The sequence below is a fragment of the Pseudonocardia aurantiaca genome, from assembly GCF_039526725.1.
GTDB lineage: Bacteria > Actinomycetota > Actinomycetes > Mycobacteriales > Pseudonocardiaceae > Pseudonocardia > Pseudonocardia aurantiaca.
In genome coordinates this window covers 778,568-798,201 of the sequence record NZ_BAAAJG010000008.1, presented here as the reverse complement: position 1 = coordinate 798,201, position 19,634 = coordinate 778,568, and the positions used below count along the sequence as shown (strand labels likewise).

Below are 19,634 nucleotides of genomic sequence, written 5' to 3'. Positions count from 1 at the left end.
CCGTGCGCATCACGCAGGGAACCTTCTCCCACCTCCCCGACCTCACCGACCACGAGATCACGGCTCAGATCCGGTACTGCCTCGACCACGGCTGGCCGCTCTCGGTGGAGTTCACCGACGACCCGCACCCCCGCAACACCTACTGGGAGATGTGGGGCCTGCCGATGTTCGACCTCGCCGATCCGGCCGGCGTGATGCTGGAGGTCGACGCCTGCCGCACGGCCCACCCCGACTGCTACGTGAAGGTCAACGCGTACGACGCCCGGCTCGGCAGGCAGACCACCGCGCTGTCCTTCGTCGTGCAGCGCCCGACCCCGGAGCCCGGGTTCCGGATCGACCGCCACGAGGGCGCCGACCGGCGGATCACCTACACCACGACGTCCTACGCGACGGGCCGCCCCCAGGGCGACCGGTACTCGGCGACGTGAGCAGCCCCAGCCCCCGTGGCAGCAACGTCACTTGCACGCCACGTGGCTGCCGGAAAGTGGCATCGCTGCAACCGGGCAGCGCGTCGTGAGCGCCACGCGTGACGGGGCCCGTCCGGGGTTCGCCATGTCGGGCGCCGGGGTGGGCCCGCCACCCGAACCCGAACCCGTCGCTGCCGCGGTGGCGGCGTCGTTGCCCCCGGGCGCGGTCGTCGACCTCGCGGCCGAGCGCCGTGCCGCCGGCGTCGACGACGTGCTGGCCGCGCTCGACGCCGATTTGGTCGGGCTGGCTCCGGTCAAGGCCAGGATCGCCGAGATCGCCGCGCTCCTGCTCGTCGACCGGACCAGGGCCCAGTTCGGGATCACCACGGCCCCGCCGAACCTGCACATGTGCTTCACCGGCGAGCCCGGCACCGGCAAGACCACGGTGGCGATGCGGATGGCAGGGTTGCTGCACCGCCTGGGCTACCTGCGGCGCGGCCACCTGGTCACCGCCACCCGCGACGACCTCGTCGGGCAGTACGTCGGCCACACCGCCCCCAAGACCCGGGACGTGCTCAAGCGCGCGATGGGCGGGGTGCTGTTCATCGACGAGGCCTACTACCTGCACAAGGCGGAGAACGAGCGGGACTACGGGAGCGAGTCGATCGAGATCCTCCTGCAGGTGATGGAGAACAACCGCGACGACGTCGTCGTCATCCTGGCCGGGTATGCGGCCGAGATGGACACCTTCTTCCGCAGCAACCCAGGGATGAGCTCGCGGATCGCCCACCACATCTCGTTCCCCGACTACACCGCTGACGAGCTGGAGGGGATCGCCCACCGGATGGCGGACCAGCTCGGGTACACCTTCGCCCCGGACGCGGTGCCCACGCTGCGTGAGTACCTGCGCCGCCGCATGGCCCGACCCCGGTTCGCCAACGCGCGCAGCGTCCGCAACGCGGTGGAACGGGCCCGGCTGCGCCAGGCGCGGCGGCTCGTCGACGGGCCGGACCCGCGGGTGGACCGCAGTGCGGTCACCACGATCGAGGCCGCCGACCTCCTGGCCAGCCGGGTCTTCGACGCCGATCCCCCGGCGGAGGAGGGTGGCGGGACTACCGCGACCCCCGCCGGGTCCGCGACCATGCAGGGGTGACCACCAACGCCCGCCTGCGGGCCTTCGTCGAGCTGGCCGATACCGGCTCGGTGCGGGCCGCCGCGCAGCGCCTGGTGGTCACCGAGTCCTCCGTCTCGGCCGCGATCAGCGCCCTCGCGGCCGACGTCGGGGTGCCCCTGCTCCAGCGCAACGGACGCGGCGTGCTGCTCACCCCTGCGGGCGAGCGCTACGCGGGGTACGCGCGGCGCATCCTCGGCCTGCACGACGAGGCCGTCGCCGCGGCGCGCGGCGAGGCCGACCCCGAGCGTGGGCTGCTCCGGCTGGCCGCGGTGATGGCGGCGGGGGAGCACGTCGTTCCCAGTCTGCTCGCGTCGTTCCGCGCGCAGCACCCGCACGTGACGCTGCGGCTCGAGGTGGTGCACCGGGCCAAGGTGTGGGCCCTGCTCACCCACCACGACGTCGACCTCGTGCTCGCCGGGCGTCCGCCCGACGAGCTGGTGGCCGGGATCCGCGCGGTCAGTCCCAACACCCTCGTGGTCGTCGGGCAGCCGGACCTTGCGCCGGACTTCGCGCCCGCCCGGGCCACGTGGTTGATGCGCGAGGCGGGCTCGGGAACGCGTGACACGTGCCAGGCGCTGCTCGCGGCCCTCGACGCGGAGCCACGGTGGCTCACCCTCGGGTCCCAGGGAGCGGTGATCGCCGCGGCCGAGGCGGGGCTCGGGGTCACACTCGTGTCGCGTCAGGCCGTCGCCAGGCAGCTCGCTGACGGCCGGCTGGCGGAGCTGCCGGTCCCCGGCACGCCGCTTCGCCGCCCGTGGCACGCGGTGAGCAACCCGCACGCCACGGCGGGCACTCACCTGTTCGTCGCGCACCTGCTGGGATGCCCGGAGCTGGACTGGCACCTGCCCCGATGAAGCTCTGCTTCTGAGTCAAGCTGCTGGGTCAACCGGTAGGCACGCTCACGCTGATCCGGGTTCCCGACCCCATCTTCGAACGCACGGTGAACGTGCCGCCTACCAGTTCGGCCCGCTCGGCCATGCTGCGTATGCCGTAGCCGATGCGGTCCCCGACAGGCAGCTCGCCTGCGCTCGCGAGATCGAAGCCGCCGCCGTCATCGGTGATGTCGAGCCGGGCGCTGCCCGCCCGCGTCGCGAACCGTACGTGGACGCTGGTGGCCCGGGCATGCTTCTGCACGTTCTGCAGGGCCTCCTGGGCGATCCGGTAGAGCGCGATCTCGACGTGCTCGGGGAGCCGGTCCTCGCCGAGGTCCAGCTCGCAATGCAGGTCGGGCACCGTGCGGCAGAGGCTGGCGAGGCCACCGGCGAGCCCGAGGTCGTCCAGGACGGGCGGCCGGAGCCCGCCGATCGCGATCCGGGCCTCGTCGACGGTGATGTCGGCCAGCTCACGGGCGAGCGCGAGCTGCTGCGCGGCGTACGCCGGGTCGTTGTGCAGGGTGCGCGCCGCGGCGTCCAGGTGGTACCCGAGGCTGACGAGCCGTTGCGAGATGCCGTCGTGGATGTCGCCCGCGAGCCGCCGACGCTCGGTCTCCTGAGCGGCGATCACCTGCTCGGTGAACTGCTCGTGGGCGCGCTCGCGGGCCACCAGCCTCCGGTGCAGCCGCGCGGAGTGCAGTGCGCCGGCCACGAGCCTGCCGATCGTCGTGAGCAGCCTGATGTCGTGCGCGGTGAACTCGCGCCGGGCCACGGTGTGCACGTTGAGCACGCCGACCAGACCGGCACCGTGGCTCGTCATCGGTACCGAGGCCATCGAGGTGTAGTCGGTGCCGCGCAGCGCCGGGATCGGCACGTACCGGTCGTCGGCCTGCTTGTCGTCGACGATCACGACGGGCTGTCCGTGCTCGGCGACCCACCCGGTGACTCCCGTCCCGATCGGCAGCCGGACCAGACCGACCTCGCTGTCGAACGGGGGCGTGGCACCGGCGAGGGTGAGCGCGCTGCCCTCGTCGTCGAGCAGGTGCACGAAGCAGACGTCGGTGGCGGTGGCCTCGACGATCAACCCGGCGACCGCTGCCGACAGCGGTCCCACGTCCGGCCCGGACGACGTTGCCTCCACGATGGCCAGCAGCAGGGCGTTCTCCCGCTCCAGGTCGGCGAACCCGTCGAGTCCGGCCCGCCACAGCCTCATGGCTGGGCCTTCATCATGACCGGCGGCCTCATTGGAAGATGCCTTCGCGCAGTGCGGCGGCCACGGCGCCGGCCCGGTCGTTCACGGCCAGCTTGCGGTACACCGAGCGCAGGTGGCTCTTGACGGTCTCATCGCCCACGACGAGGCGGGCTGCGATCGCCCGGTTGGACAGGCCGCTGACGATCAGCGAGAGCACCTCGCTCTCGCGATGCGTGAGCCCGTGACGCGCGCCGGGCCAGAACTCGCCGCTCTGCAGCCGTGCGGCGGAGGCGACGGCGCGACCCGCCATGGTGGGGTCGATGACGGTCTCGCCCGCGTGCACCAGTTCGAGGTGGCGCACGAGGTCCTCGCCGGTGATGCGCTTGAGCAGGTAGCCGGCCGCGCCCGCCCGCATCGCCTGGAACAGGTACTGCTCGTCGTCGTACACGCTGAGCAGCACGACGCGGCTCGCGGCCGCGGAGTCGCGCAGCCGCCTGCACAGGTCGAGGCCGCTCGCTCCGTGCAGGCGGACGTCGGAGAGCACGATGTCCGGCTTGAGGCCGTCGACGAGCGGCAGCGCGTCCTCCACGCCGTCGGCCTCGCCGACCACCCGGACCCGCTGCCGGAACGGCGCCAGCATCGCCTTCAGGCCGTGGCGCACCATCTCGTGATCGTCGACGAGGACGATCCGAACTGGGCCAGGCATGTCACGAACGATAGGACGGGCGTGACAGCGCGCCCAGGATTATCCCCCACGAGACCCCCGTAGCGGGGGACTCCGCCGCGGCGCGACCGCCCTACTGTCGGGAGCGGCGAAGGGCGGTGTGATGGCGGACAAGGCGGTACGGATGGTGCGGGCAGGGGCAGGGGAACGCCCGGTGATGCTGGCTATCGCGGGAGACAGCGCGGCGGGAAAGACCACCTTGACAAGTGGGCTGGTGGAGGCGCTGGGTCCGGAGGACTGCGTCTCGCTCTGCGTGGACGACTACCACCGCTTCGACCGGGCCGAGCGGCGCGGGCTGCCTTTCACCGCGCTGCACCCCGACTGCAACTACATCGACATCATGGAGCAGCACCTCCAGCTGCTCGCGAGTGGCCAGCCCATACTCAAGCCCGTCTACGACCACTCGACGGGCGAGCTGACCCGGCCGGTGCGCGTCGAGCCCAACCGGTTCGTGATCGTCGAGGGGCTGCTCCCGCTGCACAGCAAGCTCGCCCGCGCCTGCTTCGACGTCACGGTGTACCTCGACCCGCCGGAGGACATCCGCCGCGGGTGGAAGCTCTCCCGCGACACCACAGCCCGGGGCTACTCGCCCGCGCAGGTGCTCGCGGAGCTCGACCGGCGGGCCCCCGAGTCGGAGGCGTTCATCCGCCCACAGCGCAGCCACGCCGACATCGTTGTCCGATTCGGGCCGATCGCCGTCCGTGACGACCCGCCGGGCACACCGCTCTCTGCGGAGCTCCTCCTGCGCCCGACGATCCGCCACCCCGACCTGGGCGCCGTGCTCGGCACCGGCCGCACGATGCACCTGAAGCTCTGCCGCGACGACGACCGCAGGCCGGTCGAGACCCTGCACGTGCACGGGTACGTCCCGGTTGAGGAGAGCCGCACCCTCCAGAAGGCGATCTGGGGGTTGCTCAACCAGCCGGGTGACGTGCCGGCGAGCCTGGGGGTGCTCGGCTCGGGACAGCGGAGCGAGCCCCTGGCGATCACCCAGCTCCTCCTGCTGTACCAGCTCCTGGAGGGTTCCTGAATCGCTCCGGGAGGACATCCAGAGCCGACGGAGGCGCAATGACCAGCACTGACCACGCCACCCACGCTGAGCACACCCACACCCACGGCGAGGGCTGCGGTCACGTCGCGGTGCCGCACGACGACCACGTCGACTACGTCCACGACGGGCACCGGCACGCGGCGCACGACGACCACTACGACGAGCACTGATGCGGCGCTGCCTGATCGACTGGTCGGGCCCGGCCGATGAACCGTTCGGCCGCGGAATGCGTCTCGCCGGGTAGCGCTGCGGGCGGGCCGCGCAGGGGGGAGACATGAGATGGCGACGCAACCTCGGACGGGCTCAGTCGAGTTAACGCTCGGGCGGGTGCTGAGCGCCCTGTTTCTCCTGGCGATGGGCGCGATCCACCTCTATCTCGTCTTCCAGGGCGCCGGCGGCTTGATCGGCGTCCTGTTCGTGCTCAACGCTATCGGCGGGCTCGTACTGGCGATCGCGATGGTCACGGCGCCACGGCGGTTCCTCCCCACGGCGAGCGTCCTGAGCCTGCTGTGCCTGGCGGGCACCCTGCTCGCGCTGGTGCTTGCGCTCACCGTCGGGCTATTCGGGATACGCCAGCAGATCGGCGGCGAGCTGGTGGTGACGACGCTCGTCGTCGAGTCCATCGGCACCCTCGTGCTCGCGGTGACCACCGCCCTCGTGCTCCGGACGCGGCGCGGCGCCTGAGCGCAACGCCCGATCCGCCGAACGGGCCGCGGGCCGGTCAGCCGGCGCCCGTACCGGGCGCCTGATGCTGCACGTACTGGGTGTCGCTCCAGGCCGCGCGGGCGCCGGAGTCGCCGATGCGCACGACCTGGGCCGCGGTGACGACACCGAGGACGACGGTGAGCACGGAGAGCACCAGCGCGACGGGCCGCACCCACGTCCGGTCGGGCACGACCGCCGTGGCCGTGCCCATTCTCTCCGGTGTTCCCTGCCGGTCCGGTGTTCCCTGCCAGTCCGGTGTGGTCTGCCTCTCCGGTGTGCTGTGTCTCCCCGCCGTGCCGGACCCGGTCGGTGTCGCCACTCGGTCCACGGCCACCAGCCCGGCCACGACCAGGAGCAGCGCGGCGGCGAACGGGAGCAGTTGGTCGCCGAGTTGGGTGTGGGCCGAGATGAGCGCCGACCTGGGGAGGCTGTGCTCCAGCCCGTCGCCGGTCTCCGTCGCGACCGGGACGAAGATCGTCCCGACGGCGGTGAGCCCGAGCACCGGCCAGCGGTACCGGTGCCGGGCGGCGGGCCAGACCGCGATGACGACGGCGCCGAGCACCGCGAGCGGGATGAGGACGACAACCGCGTGCACGACGAGCACGTGGACGGGGAGTCCGGATACGAACGTGGGCACGGTGCGCCTTTCGCGGGAATCAGAATCCGCGTAATCGTGTCGGTGCCACCTCAGAGAATCCTTGGACCGGGTCCTAGAGGAACACCGCGCGCCCGCGCAGGCACTGCGTTGACGCAGGAGGCTCAGACGATCTTCGGACCCTCGGCGGATGCGGGGAGCCGGAGCCGCAACGCGGCGCCCGGCCCCTCCTGATCGAGCAACTCGACACGCCCGTGGTGCCCGGCCGCGATCTCGCTCACGAGCGCGAGGCCCAGGCCGTAGCGGCGGCGGCGTTCGCTGGGCCGGGACTGCCCGCTCGCGAACCGCTCGAACAGCCGCGGAGCCACCTCAGGATCGATGCCGGGCCCGTCGTCGGAGACGTCGAGCAGTATCTCTCTGTCTCGCGTCTCGGCGCTGATCGTGACCGACCGCGTGGCGTGCCGCACTGCGTTGTCGACCAGCGCCATGACTGCCCGGCGCAGCGCCACCGGCGAGCCGTGGACGTACTGGGGAGCGGCGGCCGGGTCCGGGCCCGTCAGCCGGACCCCCCGATCCGTCGCCTCCGGACCCACCGCGGTCAGGACGTCGCGAGCGATCGCCGCGACGTCGACCCGCTCCCGGGGCCGTTCGGCGACGGGATCAGACACGATCAGGAGGTCCTCCAGGATCTCGCCGAGCCGTGCGGTGTCCGCGATGATCCGATCGAGATCGTCGACAGCCGGATCGGTGCCGGTCCCGGCGCACATCCGCCGGCGCAGCAGTTGCGCCCGGGTGTTGAGCAAAGTCACGGGGGTGCGCAGCTCGTGGCCGGCGTCGGTGACGAACCGGCGTTGCAGCGTCAGGGCCGCGGAGAGCGGGCGCAGCGCGCGGTGCCCGAGCCAGGTCCCGGCGACGGCGGCGAGCAGCAGCCCGATCGCTCCGGCGCCGAGCAGTACGGCGAGGAGCATGTTCCGCGCGGCGTGGTTCGCGGTGAGGTCGAGCACGCCCTGCACGACGGTGCCGTCCGGTTGGCGAATGGTGTCGATCCGGTACTCGACGCCCGCGGCCCGGTAGTCCTGCGACTCCCCCATCCCACTGGTGGCCGCGCGCTCGATGGCCGCCATGTCGGGCAGGCCGACCGGCATGCCGGGGGTGACAAGGATCCCGCCCGCGTTCTGCCGCGCGAGCCAGATCTCGGCCGGCGGGTCGTTGACGTCGTCGGCGTGTGTCAACGCGGAGTCGAGCAGCGTGGCCACGGCCTCATGCTGGCTGCTGATCACCACCGTGACCGCCGCAGCCGAGAGCAGCACGACGATCGCCGAGGCGAGCCCGGCGGCCTGTAGCCCGAGCCGCCGCGCGGCACGCTGGGCGAGCACCGACTCGCCGGTCTCCCGTCGGATCACCGCCCGGCCTCCTGGCCGCCGAGCCGGTAGCCGCGCCCGCGGACCGTCCGGACGACGTCCCGGCCGAGCTTCCGGCGCAGGTAGTGCACGTACGTGTCCACGACGATAGGGCTCTCGGCCTCGGTGAAGACGGTCAGGAGGAGGTCCTCGCGGCTGAACACCCGCCCGGGGCGGGCGGCGAGCGTCGCGAGCAGCTCGCACTCGCGCTCGGAGAGCGGGACCGGTGACCCTGCGGCGGCGCCCGGCCGGAACTCCCGTGCGTCGAGGTCGAGCCGGCCGCTCCCGACGGGGAGCTGCCGGGCCGTGTCCAGGTGCCGCCTGCGCAGCGCGCGCAGCCGGGCCAGCAGCTCGTCGACGTCGAAGGGCTTGGTGAGGTAGTCCTCCGCGCCCGCGTCGAGGCCGGCGACGCGCTCTGTCGGGGTGCCGAGTGCCGACAGCACCAGGACGGGAGCGGTGCGGCCGCTCCGCCGCCAGCGGCCCACCACGTCCAGCCCCTCGATGCCCGGCAACATCCGGTCCAGAAGGATCACGTCGTAGAGGCGCACGAGCCCGAGATGCAGCGCGCGCTGCCCGTCGGCCGCGCAGTCGACCTGGTAGCCCTCCTCCACCAGCAACATCTCCAGCATCTCCCTGAGCTCGGGCGCGTCCTCGACGAGCAGGAGCCGAGCCTCGACGGCGGGCTGGGGCGCGATGGACTGCATGTCGTCATAGTCGTCGACCTGCGTGCCTCGCGGCCGCCACACACCGAGCACCTACGAAGGTCACAGGAAACTCCAAGGAGCAGGGGGGAGGTTCGCGGTGGTGGATCACATCGGGACGAACCGGCTGAGCGCGCGCGACAGCGGGCTGCGGCAGGTGGGGCAGCTCACGCGCTTGGCCGCCGTCGGCAGCAGCGCCGCAGTGGTGGCGGTCGCGGCGGTACTGGCCGGGGGACAAGCCGCCGCGGCCCCGGATGCGCATGTCGCCGCGGGGCCGGCTACGACCGGGACACTGGCGCCGAGCACTGCGCCCGGCACTGCGCCGAGCACCCGGGGCCTGCAACCCCCTGCCACAGCGCCGCAGCCGAGCCACGGCCGCAGCTCGCACACCTCGTCCGGATCGTCATGACGATCGCCGAGAGCCGGGTCGGCGTGGCCCGGTTCCGGGCCATCGGGACCACCGCGGTGGTACTGGTGACGGAGCCGGCGGCGGCGGAGGCGGCCGCGGCGCTGCTGCAGAGCGACCTCGCCGCGCTCGACCTGGCCTGCAGCCGCTTCCGGCCCGACTCCGAGATCCGCGAGGTGGAGCTCCGCGCGGGATCCCCGGTTCAGGTCGGGCCGGTCCTCGCCCGGGTGCTCGACGCGGCGCTGCGGGCCGCGGCCCTCACCGACGGTCTCGTCGACCCGACGGTCGGCCGGGCGATGGCCGCCATCGGCTACGACCGGGATCTCGCCGACGTGGCCCCGGACGGGCCGGCAGTGGCGCCCGAACCCGCGTCAGGCTGGTGGCGGATCACGTGGGATCCGGCCACCCGGCAGGTGCTGCTGCCGCGCGGCACCGCACTCGACGTCGGCGCCACCGCGAAGGCGCTCGCCGCCGACCGTGCCGCCGCCCGGATCGCGGCCGCGCTGGCCTGCGGGGTGCTGGTCAGCATCGGAGGCGACCTCGCCGTCGCCGGGCAGCTACCTCCCGATGGCTGGCGTGTGCTCGTCACCGACGACCACACCGACACCGACCCGGCGACGGGGCAGGGCGTCGTCGTCAGCTCCGGTGGGCTCGCGACCTCCGGGACGGCCCGGCGCCGGTGGCGCCGCGGCGGCCGCCTCGTGCACCACATCGTGGATCCGCGCACCGGCGTCCCCGCCACCGGCTGGCGGACGGTGAGCGTCGCCGCCGGCACCTGTGTGGACGCCAACACGGCGAGCACCGCGGCCGTCGTGCTCGGACCTGCGGCGCCGGCGTGGCTGGCCGAACGCGGGCTGCCCGCCCGGCTCGTCGCCGACGACGGCACGGTCCACGCGGTCGCGGGCTGGCCCGCTGAGGGCGGGGGTGCGGGATGATGGCGTTCTGGTTCGCGAGCCGCGCCGCGGGCGTCCTGGCGCTGGTGCTCCTGACCGGGACGGTGGTGATCGGCGTCAGCGGTGCGGTGCGGTACGCGTCACCGCGCTGGCCGCGGTTCGTGCTGGCCCTCCTGCACCGCAACCTCGCGCTGCTCACGGTCGCGTTCCTGGTGCTGCACGTGTCGACGGCGGTGCTGGACGGTTATGCGGGCATCCGGTGGATCGACACCGTGGTGCCGTTCGTCTCGGGCTACGAGCCGTTCTGGCTGGGGCTGGGCGTCGTCGCCGCGGAGCTGTTCCTGGCCATGGTCGTCACCAGCCTGCTGCGGCCGTGGGTCGGGCTGCGCACGTGGCGGGCGGTGCACTGGGCCGCGTACGTGAGCTGGCCGGTCGCCGTGATCCACGGGCTGGGCATCGGCGGGCAGGACACCCGGACCCCGTGGATCCTGGCGCTGACCCTGGGGTGTGTCGCGCTCCTCCTCGGCGCAGCCGGATGGCGCCTGCGTGCCGTGATGCACCCGCGTGCCGTGAACCGTGCGGGTGCGGTCCGATGACGACTGCGCTCGGGGTGCCGCGGCTGCTCGCCGGGTGGCGCGAGACCGGTGCCCCCGCCGACCTCAGGGCGCACCTGCGCCGGTACGGCCCGAACCCGGCGATGCGGGGAGCCGACCTGATCGACGCGGTCACCCGAGCCGGCCTGCTCGGCCGCGGCGGCGGGGGCTTCCCGACGGGCCGCAAGCTGGCCGCCGTGAGGTCGGGCGGCCGCCGTCCGGTGGTCGTCGTCAACGCGTGCGAGGGCGAACCGGCGAGTGCGAAGGACGCGGCCCTGCTGGACCTCGCCCCGCACCTCGTGCTCGACGGTGCCGTGCTCGCCGCCACCGCCCTCGGCGCCGTGCAGGTGGTCGTCGCGGTACACGAGGGATCCGTGGGCGAGATGCACGTCGGCACGGCGATCGCCGAACGCGACGATCCGGTGCGGGTGACCATCGTGACGGTGCCTGCCCGGTACGTCGCCAGCGAGGAGTCGGCGCTCGTCCATTTCGTCGACGCCGAGGACCCCCGCCCGACCACCGGACCCCGTCCGTTCCAGCGCGGCGTGGACGGTCGGCCGACGCTCGTCGACAACGCGGAGACTCTCGCCCACCTGGCGCTCATCGCACGCTTCGGAGCCGACTGGTTCCGGGAGGTGGGAACGCCTGACCGGCCCGGGACCTACCTCGTGACGGTGGGCGGCGCCGTTCGCGACCCCGGGGTGTACGAGGTGGCGGGCGGAGCACCCGCCGACGCGGTCCTGAACACGGCGGGCGGACCGGCGTGGCCACTGCAGGCGGTGCTCGTCGGGGGCTACGGCGGTGTCTGGGCGGTCCCGGGCAGCGCCCCCGCGGCGGGTGTCGCGCTCCTGCTGGCGCTCCCGGTCGGAAATTGCGGGCTCGCCCAGACCGCGCACCTGCTGCGTTACCTGGCCGGCCAGTCCGCCCGGCAGTGCGGGCCCTGCACCTTCGGCCTGCCTGCAATCGCGGCGGACGTCGCCGACCTGGTCCGTGGCCGCGGCGGCGCGGCGCTCGACCGGCTGCGGCGCCGGCTCGACGTGATCCCCGGGCGCGGGGCCTGCGCGCACCCGGACGGGGCCGTCCGGCTGGCGTCGAGCGCCCTGGAGGTCTTCGCGGGCGACGTCGCCGCGCACGTACGAGGCCGGCCCTGTCGGGACGCGGGCGCCCCGCCCTTCTTCCCGGTGGGGCGGACGTGACCGGCGACCGCCCCAATCTCGAGGGCCCCAGGCTCACCGTCGATCCGATCGCCTGCGACGGGCACGGGTTGTGCGCCGACCTGCTCCCTGAGGCCGTCACGCTCGACGAGTGGGGCTACCCGCTGATCGATCCCGGTCCGCTGCCTGCCGAGCTGCTGGCGCACGCAAAGCGTGCGGTGGCGGCCTGCCCGACCCTCGCGCTGCGGCTGGGGCCGGCCGGGGCTGGGTGACCTCAGGGATGGAAGTGCACCGAATCTTAATGGGCAATCACACCATCGCCGAACGGATGTTCCGGCACGACCCCGTCAGTAATGCTCTACGCGCCGTTGCGGGTCGTGATTCACGCCGACTGCGACCGAACCTCGCCGGGCCTTGTGCAGGGTTGTGCAGGTTGGTTCAGGACCGCGGCTTCAGGTGCGCGTTCGGCATTTCCGGAGCCGGTAGAACTGTGTTCCATTCCTCGGGGAACCGGCCGTACGGCCCTTCTTCGCGGTGGTCGGCGAGTGCCTGCGCCTGCCAGTCCGATCGGAACTTGACGATCTCGTCGTGGCTTCGGCCGATGAAGTTCCACCACATGACAATGCGTTCGTCGAGTGGCTCCCCGCCCAGCAGCACCGCGCGAACCGGCCGATCGCCCGCCCCGATCGTCAAAGCTCTCGACCCGGCCGGGATGTAGAGCAGTTCCCCGTCGGTCCCCGGCACACCCTCGACCCGCACGTCGCCGGTATCGAGCAGGATCCCGTGCTCGAACGTGGGATCGACGTCCAGACCCAGCGTGGAACCGGGCACGAGGTTCAGCTCGGCGCCCAGTAGCGGCGTGCTCGTCCGAACGGGTGAAGACGAACCCATCAGGGAGCCGAGGAAGACGCTGATGCGAGCGTCGCCGACAGTGAACGGTGGTGGGACGTAGTGCTCGAACCGTGGCTCGATGAACCTGTCGCGCTCCGGCAGGGCGACCCAGAGCTGCACGCCGTGCAGGACGCTGGTGTTCGGAGTCGCGAACTCGGAGTGGGCAATGCCCCGGCCACCGGTCATGAGATTCAGCTCGCCTGCGCGGACCAGTGATCTCGTGCCGATCGTGTCCATGTGCTCGAGCTCACCGGCGAACAGCCACGAGACTGTCTGCAGCCCCGTGTGCGGGTGCCCCGGCAGGTTCATGGTGTCGCTCGCGGAGGTGTCGGTGGGGCCGTAGTGGTCGGCGAAGCACCACGCGCCGATCAGCGACCGGGATCGCTGCGGCAGCGTGCGCCGCACCGGCGCGGCGCGGGGGCCGCCGAGCGGGACCATCCGGGGCCGCAGGACCTCGGGCGCCGACGTGGACGCCGTGGGTTGACAGGCGACGACGTCCGGCCGTGCCTCAGTGTTGCTCACAGTCTCGCCCCTGCCTTCCCGTGATGGGTCGCGGAGCCCCTCACGTGCGGACAGGGTACGAGGGCTGCGGGATCTCCGGCCGGATGCGGTTCTCGACGAAGATGCCGTGCCAGATCAGGAACACCAGCAGGGTCCAGATGCGGCGGCTGTGGTCGACGGGGCCGTCGCGGTGGGCGTCGAGCATGCGTTGCACGGCGGCGAGGTCGACGAGGTGGTCGGCCTGGGAGTCGCGGATGACGGCGCGGGCCCACTGGTAGATCTCGTCGCGCAGCCAGTGCCGGATGGGGACCGGGAAGCCGAGTTTGGGCCGGTGCAGCACGTGGTCGGGGACGACGCCGCGCAACGCCTGGCGGAGGGCGTACTTGGTGGTGTGGTCGGTGAGCTTCTGTTCGAGCGGGAGCCGGGAGGCCACGGCGAACACCTCGGGGTCGAGGAACGGCACCCGCAGTTCGAGGGAGTTGGCCATGGTCATCTTGTCGGCCTTGACGAGGATGTCGCCGCGCAGCCAGGTGAACAGGTCGACGTGCTGCATGCGGGACACCGGGTCCCAGCCGGCCGACTGCGCGTAGAAGGGGGCGGTGACGTCGGTGTGGGACTGCTGCGGGCAGTGTGCGCGCAGGACGCGGGCGAGCTGGTCGTCGCGGAAGATGCGGGCGTTGCCGTAGTAGCGCTGTTCGAGGGGGAGTGCGCCGCGGCGCAGCAGGTCCTTGCCGCGCAGGCCTTCCGGCAGGTGGGTCGAGGCGCGTCCGAGCAGGCCGCGCAGGGCGCCCGGGACCCGTTCGAACGGGGCGAGCGAGAGGGGTTCGCGGTAGATGGTGTAGCCGCCGAACAGCTCGTCGGCGCCTTCGCCGGAGAGCACGACCTTGACGTGCTTGCGGGCCTCGCGGGCGATGAACCAGAGCGGCACGAGGGCGGGGTCGGCGACGGGGTCGTCGAGGTACCAGACGATGAGCGGCAGCGCGGCGGTCATCTCGTCGGGGGTGACGGTGCGCACGACGTGGTGGACGCCGATGGCTTCGGCTGTCGCGGCGGCGACGTCCGCCTCGCTGTAGCCCTCGCGTTCGAAGGCGGCTGTGAAGGTGACCAGCCCGGGGTTGTGTTGCTTGGCGATCGCGGCGATCGCGGTGGAGTCGATGCCACCGGACAGGAACGCCCCGACAGGGACGTCGGCGCGCATGTGTACGGCGACGGAGTCGTGCAGCACCTCGCAGATCCGGCGGTGGATCTGCGGCGGGGATTCGGGGGACGCGCGGAAGCGCGGCTTGAAGTACCGCTCCTGCTCGATCCCCTTGCCGGGGCGTGCGGTGAACCTCGTCCCCGACTCCACCCGCTCGATGGTCCGATGCAGCGTGATCGGTTCCGGGACGTACTGGAGTTGCAGGTAGTGCTGCAGCGCCACCGGATCGACCGGCCGGTGCGGGTTCGGCAGTCCGAGGGCGGTGGCGAGCCGCAGCAGGCTCTTCTTCTCGCTGGCGAACGCCATCCCGGCCGGGCCGGTCGCGACGTAGAGCGGTTTGATCCCGAACGGGTCCCGAGCGCCGAACAGCACCCGCTCCTGGGCATCCCAGATCAGGAACGCGAACATTCCCCGGAGCCGCTCGACGGCTTTGGGGCCCCACTGGTGGTACGCGGCGACCACCGCCTCGGTGTCGCCCGCCGTGGCGAATCGGGCGCCGTGCCGGTGCGCGAGCTCGTGGCGTAGTTCGAGGTAGTTGTAGATCTCGCCGTTGAAGACGATCGTGTAGCGGTCCTCGTGGCCCGCCGGCCCGTACCGCATCGGTTGGTGGGACCCCTCCAGGTCGATGATCGACAGGCGGTTGAAGCCGAAGGCGACGTCGTCGTCGTGCCAGGTGGCGCTCTCGTCGGGGCCGCGGTGGCGGCTACAGCGCAGCGCAGCCGCGAGCGGCCCGGTCCGGGACCCTGCGTCCGCCCCCGAACTCAGTAGCCCGAGAAGCCCGCACATGATCTCTCCTCTGGTGCAGGTAGCCGCCTTCGGCCGCCGTCGACATCCGTCGGAATCCGGCTCGACCTGAGCAAAATACTCGCGAGCTGCCCAGATCGTCAGGACTTGTTTCTGTTGGGAGAATTTGGAGCATACCCGCGGCTCCTTTAGGCGCAAATGATCGTACGCCAGACTGACGAGCGCTCGGGTGAATGATCGCTACTTTACGTCGCTGCGGGTGACGCGCAGCAACTTTCGGGTTACGTGATTCCGGCCGGCGAGGTCGGTCAATCGGTAGCCGGCGGAGATCGGCATAATTCCGGTGAGCGGCGAGAAACCGATCATCAACTGGGGCCGGACGTTTGCGATCAATCAGGAGACACGGTTCGAACGCGGGATGATCGCTCCCGCGAGCCGGGCGAGGGACGCGCCGGGGGAGGAGGAGCCCTGGCGTAGCCCGGCGCTCGCGGCAGGCCCAGAGGATGGCGACGGGCCCGGCTCTCGTGCCGGGAGCGTGCGTGTCCGGGGTGCGGCTCTGCGGTGATCGGCCACGGCGGGGGTGGGGCGGGCCTGGCGCACCAGACAGCTCAGCGGCGGCACCCGGTGGTCCGGTCGGTCATCAACGATCCGGACTCCAGTAGCGGGACCCGGCGCGCCGAGTTCCTCGCCTGTCGGGGCGATGTGGCCGGCGCGCCGCTCGTGGCCCTCGTCTGGGCGACGGAGGCGAATACACGATCGAGCGGCCGGGTGCGAGAAGCTCGCCCGGCCGCCGTCAACGGCACGGGGTGGAAGGGGCAGGGACTGCCCCGGCATCAGGTGGCGGGCGTCTGCTCCAGTTCACGGAGCCGCCGGCGCAGACCCTTCAGCTCCTCGAACCGTGCGGTGACGTCCCGCATGATGGCAGCCATGCCCACGATGCTGCCGTCGGCGCCGTTGAGCATGACGATGGTGAAGTCGAGGGAGATGCGCTCGCCGTCGCGCCGGATGCCCGGCACACTCAGCACCTCTCCCGTGCCATAGCGGCTCTCGCCGGTGCGGATCACATCGGAGAAACCCTTCCAATGCGCCGCGCGCAGCCGCTCCGGAATGATGATGTCCAGCGACTGTCCGACCGCTTCGGCGGCCGGGTGCCCGAAGATTCGTTCCGCTCCCGGGTTCCAGAACGTGATCAGGCCGTCCTGGTCGGTCGCAATTATGGCCTCGGAGGGGGTCTCCATAATTGCGCGGGCGAGTTCTGCGGAAGCACCGTTGGAACCAAACTGCATCGCGTTCGACACCATTCTTCATCGAGGGTGTGGTGCGGACTCGGTGAGCGACACACGGCCCGCATGCTGATCGTGGTCGACATCAGCGAGAACGCACTCCGTCCTGTGAGCAACAACTCACCAATTGTCGCGCCCGCCGATGAGTGTAGCTGGCCTTACGATCCACTTGTCGGTCCACCAGCAGCTGTCAGGGCGTCCGGCGCCCACAGCGGCCGCTGCCCGGTGCAGCCGGGCCCTACCATGTTGTGGTCGGCGACATGGTCCCGCCGCGCGCCCGGCCGTCGCAGTCGGTCGGCCCAGCCGCCGATGGGACCGGGCTCGGCGTAACCGCCACCCGCCCGACGGGAAGGGCGACCTCGACGTGCATACAACGCCATCCAGGAAGCCCGCCGTGACTCGACGGCTGCCGGCCATGAGCCCGGTGCTGTCCCCGCGGCGTCGGTTCGCCGGTGCGCTGACCGCGCTGGTTGTTCTTCCCCTGCTGACCCTGGGTCTGGCCCAGCTTCGCGACATCTTGAACCTGCCTAGCCAAATGCTCCTCTACCTCATCGCCGTAGGGGTCGTGGCGCTGGTCGGTGGGCTGCTCCCGGCGCTGGCCGCCGCAGTCGCGGCAGCGGGGCTGCTGTCCTACTACTTCATCCCGCCACTGCACAACCTCGCCATTTCCGACCCCAACAATCAGGTGGCTTTGGTCGCGTTCCTCCTCGTTGCCTGCGCGGCCAGCTCGGTTGTCGGATTGGCCGCCCGCCGCCGTGCCATCGCGCGCGCGAACGCGCAGAGCCGCGAGGAGCTGCGCAGGCTTGCCGAAGAGCAGGCCGCGCTGCGCCGGGTCGCCACGCTGGTCGCGCGCGGCGCGCAACCGGCGGAGGTATTCGCGGCCGTCGCGGAGGAGGTCGGCAGCGTCCTGGGGGCCGACGGCACGAACATCGTTCGACTCGATCCCGACGGCGCGGCGACCGTCGTGGCCCGCGTCGGTGCGTACCCCGCCGAGTTCCCGATGGGGAGCCGCTGGAGGCCCGAGCCGCCGTTGGCCTTGGCGGCCGTCTTGGATACGGGCCGCCCGGCTCGCATCGACGATTTCAGCGACACTACCGACGCGTACGCCGACGCAATCCGCCGGCTTGGACTCCGGTCGGGGGTCGCGGCTCCGATCGTCGTCGAGGGGCGGCTGTGGGGCGCGGTCGCGGTCGGGACGCGGCGCGAGCGTTTTCCGGCCGACACCGAAGAGCGCATGGCCGGTTTCACCGAGCTGATCGGCACCGCGATCGCGAACGCCGAGGGGCGTGCCCAGCTCGAGGCGAGCCGCGACCAACTGCGCAGGCTCGCCGAGGAACAGGCGGCGCTGCGCCGGGTCGCGACACTGGTGGCCCGCGGGGCGTCACCGGCCGAGGTGCTCGCGGCCGTCGCGGAGCAGGTCGGGAGCGTCCTCGACGCCGACTCCACGACCATCCTCCGCCTCGATCCCGACGGCGCGGCGACCATCCTCACCCGCGTCGGCGACCGGCCCGACGTGTTCCCGGTGGGGAGCCGCTGGAATCCTGAGCCGCCGCTGCCTTTGGCGGTCGCTCTGCGCACGGGCCGCGTGGCCCGCGTCGACGACTTGAGCGAGGCCTCCGACGATTACGGCGACAACCTCCGTCGGATGGGAATCCGGTCGGGGGTCGCGGCGCCCATCATCGTCGAGGGACGGTTGTGGGGCGCGATCGGCACCGGGACGAGGCGCGAGCACCTCCCGGCCGACGCCGAACAGCGCGTTGCGGACTTCACGGAGCTCATCGGCACCGCGATCGCGAACGCCGACAGTCGCGCGCAGCTCGACGCCTCCCGCGCCCGGATCATCACGGCCACCGACGATGCCCGGCGCCGGATCGAGCGCGACCTGCACGACGGCACCCAGCAGCGACTGGTCTCGCTCAGCCTCGGGCTGCGCCTGGCCCGGTCCACCGAGCCGTCGGACCGCTCCACCCTTCAGGCGGAGCTCGGTCGAGCCGCCGACGAGCTCGACGAGGTGCTCGACGAACTGCGCGAGCTCGCCCGCGGCATCCACCCGGCGATCCTCGCCGAGGGCGGGCTCAGCTCGGCCCTGCGTACGCTCGCCCGCCGCACCGCGATTCCGGTGGAACTCGACGTCCGGACCGAAACCCGCGTCGAGGACCGGATCGAGGTAGCGGCCTACTACATCGTGTCCGAGGCACTGACCAACACCACCAAACACGCCCGCGCCTCCTGCATGCGCGTCGCGGTCGACCAGACTGATACCTGTCTGCGCCTCTCGATCCGCGACGACGGCATCGGCGGCGCCGATCCCGCGCGCGGCTCCGGCCTGATCGGGCTGCGCGACCGGGTGCATGCCCTGGGCGGATCGATCGAGGTCAGCAGCCCGTCCGGGGACGGGACGGCGATCCTCGTCGAGCTCCCCCTGAACCCCGCCTGAACGCGGAAGTCCGCGCGCCCAGGGATCAGCCGACCAGGGCCACGGCCCGCGTGGGGCCGCCGTGCGCCCCCTGCAGCTTGAGCGGGAACCCGACGAACGTGAAACGGGAGTTCACCACGCGGTCGAGGTTGGCGAGGTTCTCGTAGTGGGTGATGTGCTCCCTGCGGCACATCATGTGACACGGGTAGCGGGTGCTCACCGGGTTGTCCGGGGTCGGGCTGTCCACGCCGAAGGTCTTGACCCCGCGGCGCACGATCCACTCGCTCGCCGACTCACCGAGGCCGGCGAAGTCGGTGAGGTAGCGCTTGTCGCCCGCGTACCTGTTCCAGGTGCCGGTGTGGAACAGCACGATGTCGCCAGGGCGGACGTCGACGGGGGAGTCCGACTCGACCCGGTCCAGGTCCTCTGCGGTGATGTCGGTCTGCGGCTTGAACTCGGTGACGTCCAGACAGACCGCGCTGCCGTAGAAGAGCTCCAGCGGCATCCTGTCGATCGTGTCCGCGGTCGGGTCGGGGTCGAGGTGGGAGAACGAGTCGACGTGCGTCGGGCCGTTGTCGTTGAGCATGATGCCGGTGGTCTGGAACGAGAACCCGCCCTCGAATCGGGGCGCGGTCTCCTCGTGGGTGGTGTGCTCGAACTGCACGGTCTTGAGATGGCCCGGATAGACCTTCATGCCCTCGTAGATGTCCTGCGACAGGTCGATGATCTCCACG

At 71.9% G+C, this 19,634-nt stretch carries 20 protein-coding genes; 11 read left to right on the top strand and 9 right to left on the bottom strand.

What is annotated here, in order from left to right; genetic code table 11:
- The first annotated feature begins 2 nt into the window (after positions 1–2).
- The 3 genes from ABD143_RS13660 (at position 3) to ABD143_RS13650 (ending at position 2,435) form a co-directional block, all read left to right on the top strand.
- Positions 3–428 carry a ribulose bisphosphate carboxylase small subunit gene (locus tag ABD143_RS13660; RefSeq protein WP_343976645.1) on the top strand — a complete coding sequence of 142 codons (426 nt, stop codon included), beginning with the start codon at positions 3–5 and terminating at the stop codon, positions 426–428.
- 85 nt (positions 429–513) lie between these two features.
- Entirely contained in the window at positions 514–1,560 is a 1,047-nt protein-coding gene (cbbX, locus tag ABD143_RS13655) for a CbbX protein (RefSeq protein ID WP_343976642.1), read from the top strand.
- Complete coding sequence (locus ABD143_RS13650; protein ID WP_343976639.1) at positions 1,557–2,435, top strand: LysR family transcriptional regulator; 879 nt, start codon at positions 1,557–1,559, stop codon at positions 2,433–2,435. The genes cbbX and ABD143_RS13650 overlap by 4 nt, the downstream gene beginning before the upstream one ends.
- Positions 2,436–2,463: 28 nt before the next feature.
- Here ABD143_RS13650 and ABD143_RS13645 read toward each other — a convergent pair whose 3' ends face one another.
- Both ABD143_RS13645 and ABD143_RS13640 read right to left on the bottom strand, forming a co-directional pair.
- Positions 2,464–3,666, bottom strand: coding sequence for a GAF domain-containing sensor histidine kinase (locus ABD143_RS13645; protein WP_343976636.1), 1,203 nt, complete (start codon positions 3,664–3,666; stop codon positions 2,464–2,466).
- Between the two features lie 28 nt (positions 3,667–3,694).
- Positions 3,695–4,351: a response regulator gene (locus ABD143_RS13640; RefSeq protein WP_343976633.1), complete on the bottom strand. Its 657-nt coding sequence runs from the start codon at positions 4,349–4,351 to the stop codon at positions 3,695–3,697.
- 121 nt (positions 4,352–4,472) lie between these two features.
- Between ABD143_RS13640 and ABD143_RS13635 the strand changes: the two genes are divergently transcribed.
- From ABD143_RS13635 to ABD143_RS13625, 3 genes are all read left to right on the top strand, one after another.
- Positions 4,473–5,399: a phosphoribulokinase gene (locus tag ABD143_RS13635; RefSeq protein WP_343976630.1), complete on the top strand. Its 927-nt coding sequence runs from the start codon at positions 4,473–4,475 to the stop codon at positions 5,397–5,399.
- Positions 5,400–5,437: 38 nt separating this feature from the next.
- On the top strand, positions 5,438–5,590 hold the full coding sequence (locus ABD143_RS13630) for a hypothetical protein (RefSeq protein ID WP_343976628.1): 153 nt from the start codon (positions 5,438–5,440) through the stop codon (positions 5,588–5,590).
- A gap of 109 nt (positions 5,591–5,699) precedes the next feature.
- Positions 5,700–6,104, top strand: a complete 405-nt coding sequence (locus ABD143_RS13625; protein WP_343976625.1) for a hypothetical protein — start codon at positions 5,700–5,702, stop codon at positions 6,102–6,104.
- A gap of 37 nt (positions 6,105–6,141) precedes the next feature.
- Here the strand turns inward: ABD143_RS13625 and ABD143_RS13620 are convergent, their stop codons facing one another.
- The 3 genes from ABD143_RS13620 to ABD143_RS13610 all read right to left on the bottom strand — a co-directional run bounded on the left by ABD143_RS13620 (position 6,142) and on the right by ABD143_RS13610 (position 8,866).
- Positions 6,142–6,762, bottom strand: a complete 621-nt coding sequence (locus ABD143_RS13620) for a DUF2231 domain-containing protein (RefSeq protein WP_343976622.1) — start codon at positions 6,760–6,762, stop codon at positions 6,142–6,144.
- A 122-nt stretch (positions 6,763–6,884) separates the two neighbouring features.
- The gene (locus ABD143_RS13615; protein ID WP_343976619.1) at positions 6,885–8,123 is read right to left on the bottom strand and encodes a sensor histidine kinase; all 1,239 of its coding nucleotides are present in this window, start codon (positions 8,121–8,123) and stop codon (positions 6,885–6,887) included.
- Entirely contained in the window at positions 8,120–8,866 is a 747-nt protein-coding gene (locus ABD143_RS13610; RefSeq protein ID WP_425563741.1) for a response regulator transcription factor, read from the bottom strand. Before ABD143_RS13610 ends, ABD143_RS13615 begins: the two co-directional genes overlap by 4 nt.
- 360 nt (positions 8,867–9,226) lie before the next feature.
- Between ABD143_RS13610 and ABD143_RS13605 the strand changes: the two genes are divergently transcribed.
- The 4 genes from ABD143_RS13605 to ABD143_RS13590 are packed head-to-tail and all read left to right on the top strand — an operon-like array spanning position 9,227 to position 12,139.
- Positions 9,227–10,162, top strand: coding sequence for an FAD:protein FMN transferase (locus ABD143_RS13605; protein ID WP_343976616.1), 936 nt, complete (start codon positions 9,227–9,229; stop codon positions 10,160–10,162).
- A complete protein-coding gene (locus ABD143_RS13600; protein ID WP_343976613.1) occupies positions 10,162–10,716 on the top strand; it encodes a ferric reductase-like transmembrane domain-containing protein in 555 nt (184 codons plus the stop codon). Before ABD143_RS13605 ends, ABD143_RS13600 begins: the two co-directional genes overlap by 1 nt.
- Complete coding sequence (locus tag ABD143_RS13595; protein WP_343976610.1) at positions 10,713–11,909, top strand: NADH-ubiquinone oxidoreductase-F iron-sulfur binding region domain-containing protein; 1,197 nt, start codon at positions 10,713–10,715, stop codon at positions 11,907–11,909. The genes ABD143_RS13600 and ABD143_RS13595 overlap by 4 nt, the downstream gene beginning before the upstream one ends.
- Entirely contained in the window at positions 11,906–12,139 is a 234-nt protein-coding gene (locus tag ABD143_RS13590) for a ferredoxin (RefSeq protein WP_343976607.1), read from the top strand. Before ABD143_RS13595 ends, ABD143_RS13590 begins: the two co-directional genes overlap by 4 nt.
- Before the next feature lie 166 nt (positions 12,140–12,305).
- Here ABD143_RS13590 and ABD143_RS13585 read toward each other — a convergent pair whose 3' ends face one another.
- The 3 genes from ABD143_RS13585 to ABD143_RS13575 form a co-directional block, all read right to left on the bottom strand.
- Positions 12,306–13,280: a pirin family protein gene (locus ABD143_RS13585; RefSeq protein WP_343976604.1), complete on the bottom strand. Its 975-nt coding sequence runs from the start codon at positions 13,278–13,280 to the stop codon at positions 12,306–12,308.
- Positions 13,281–13,320: 40 nt separating this feature from the next.
- On the bottom strand, positions 13,321–15,243 hold the full coding sequence (asnB, locus tag ABD143_RS13580; RefSeq protein WP_343976601.1) for an asparagine synthase (glutamine-hydrolyzing): 1,923 nt from the start codon (positions 15,241–15,243) through the stop codon (positions 13,321–13,323).
- 791 nt (positions 15,244–16,034) lie between these two features.
- Positions 16,035–16,502 carry a PAS domain-containing protein gene (locus tag ABD143_RS13575; RefSeq protein ID WP_343976599.1) on the bottom strand — a complete coding sequence of 156 codons (468 nt, stop codon included), beginning with the start codon at positions 16,500–16,502 and terminating at the stop codon, positions 16,035–16,037.
- 376 nt (positions 16,503–16,878) lie between these two features.
- Here ABD143_RS13575 and ABD143_RS13570 point away from each other — a divergent pair, with 376 nt between their 5' ends.
- Positions 16,879–18,921: a sensor histidine kinase gene (locus ABD143_RS13570; RefSeq protein ID WP_343976596.1), complete on the top strand. Its 2,043-nt coding sequence runs from the start codon at positions 16,879–16,881 to the stop codon at positions 18,919–18,921.
- 25 nt (positions 18,922–18,946) lie between these two features.
- Here the strand turns inward: ABD143_RS13570 and ABD143_RS13565 are convergent, their stop codons facing one another.
- On the bottom strand, positions 18,947–19,633 hold the full coding sequence (locus ABD143_RS13565) for a cyclase family protein (protein WP_343976593.1): 687 nt from the start codon (positions 19,631–19,633) through the stop codon (positions 18,947–18,949).
- Position 19,634 lies beyond the last annotated feature (1 nt).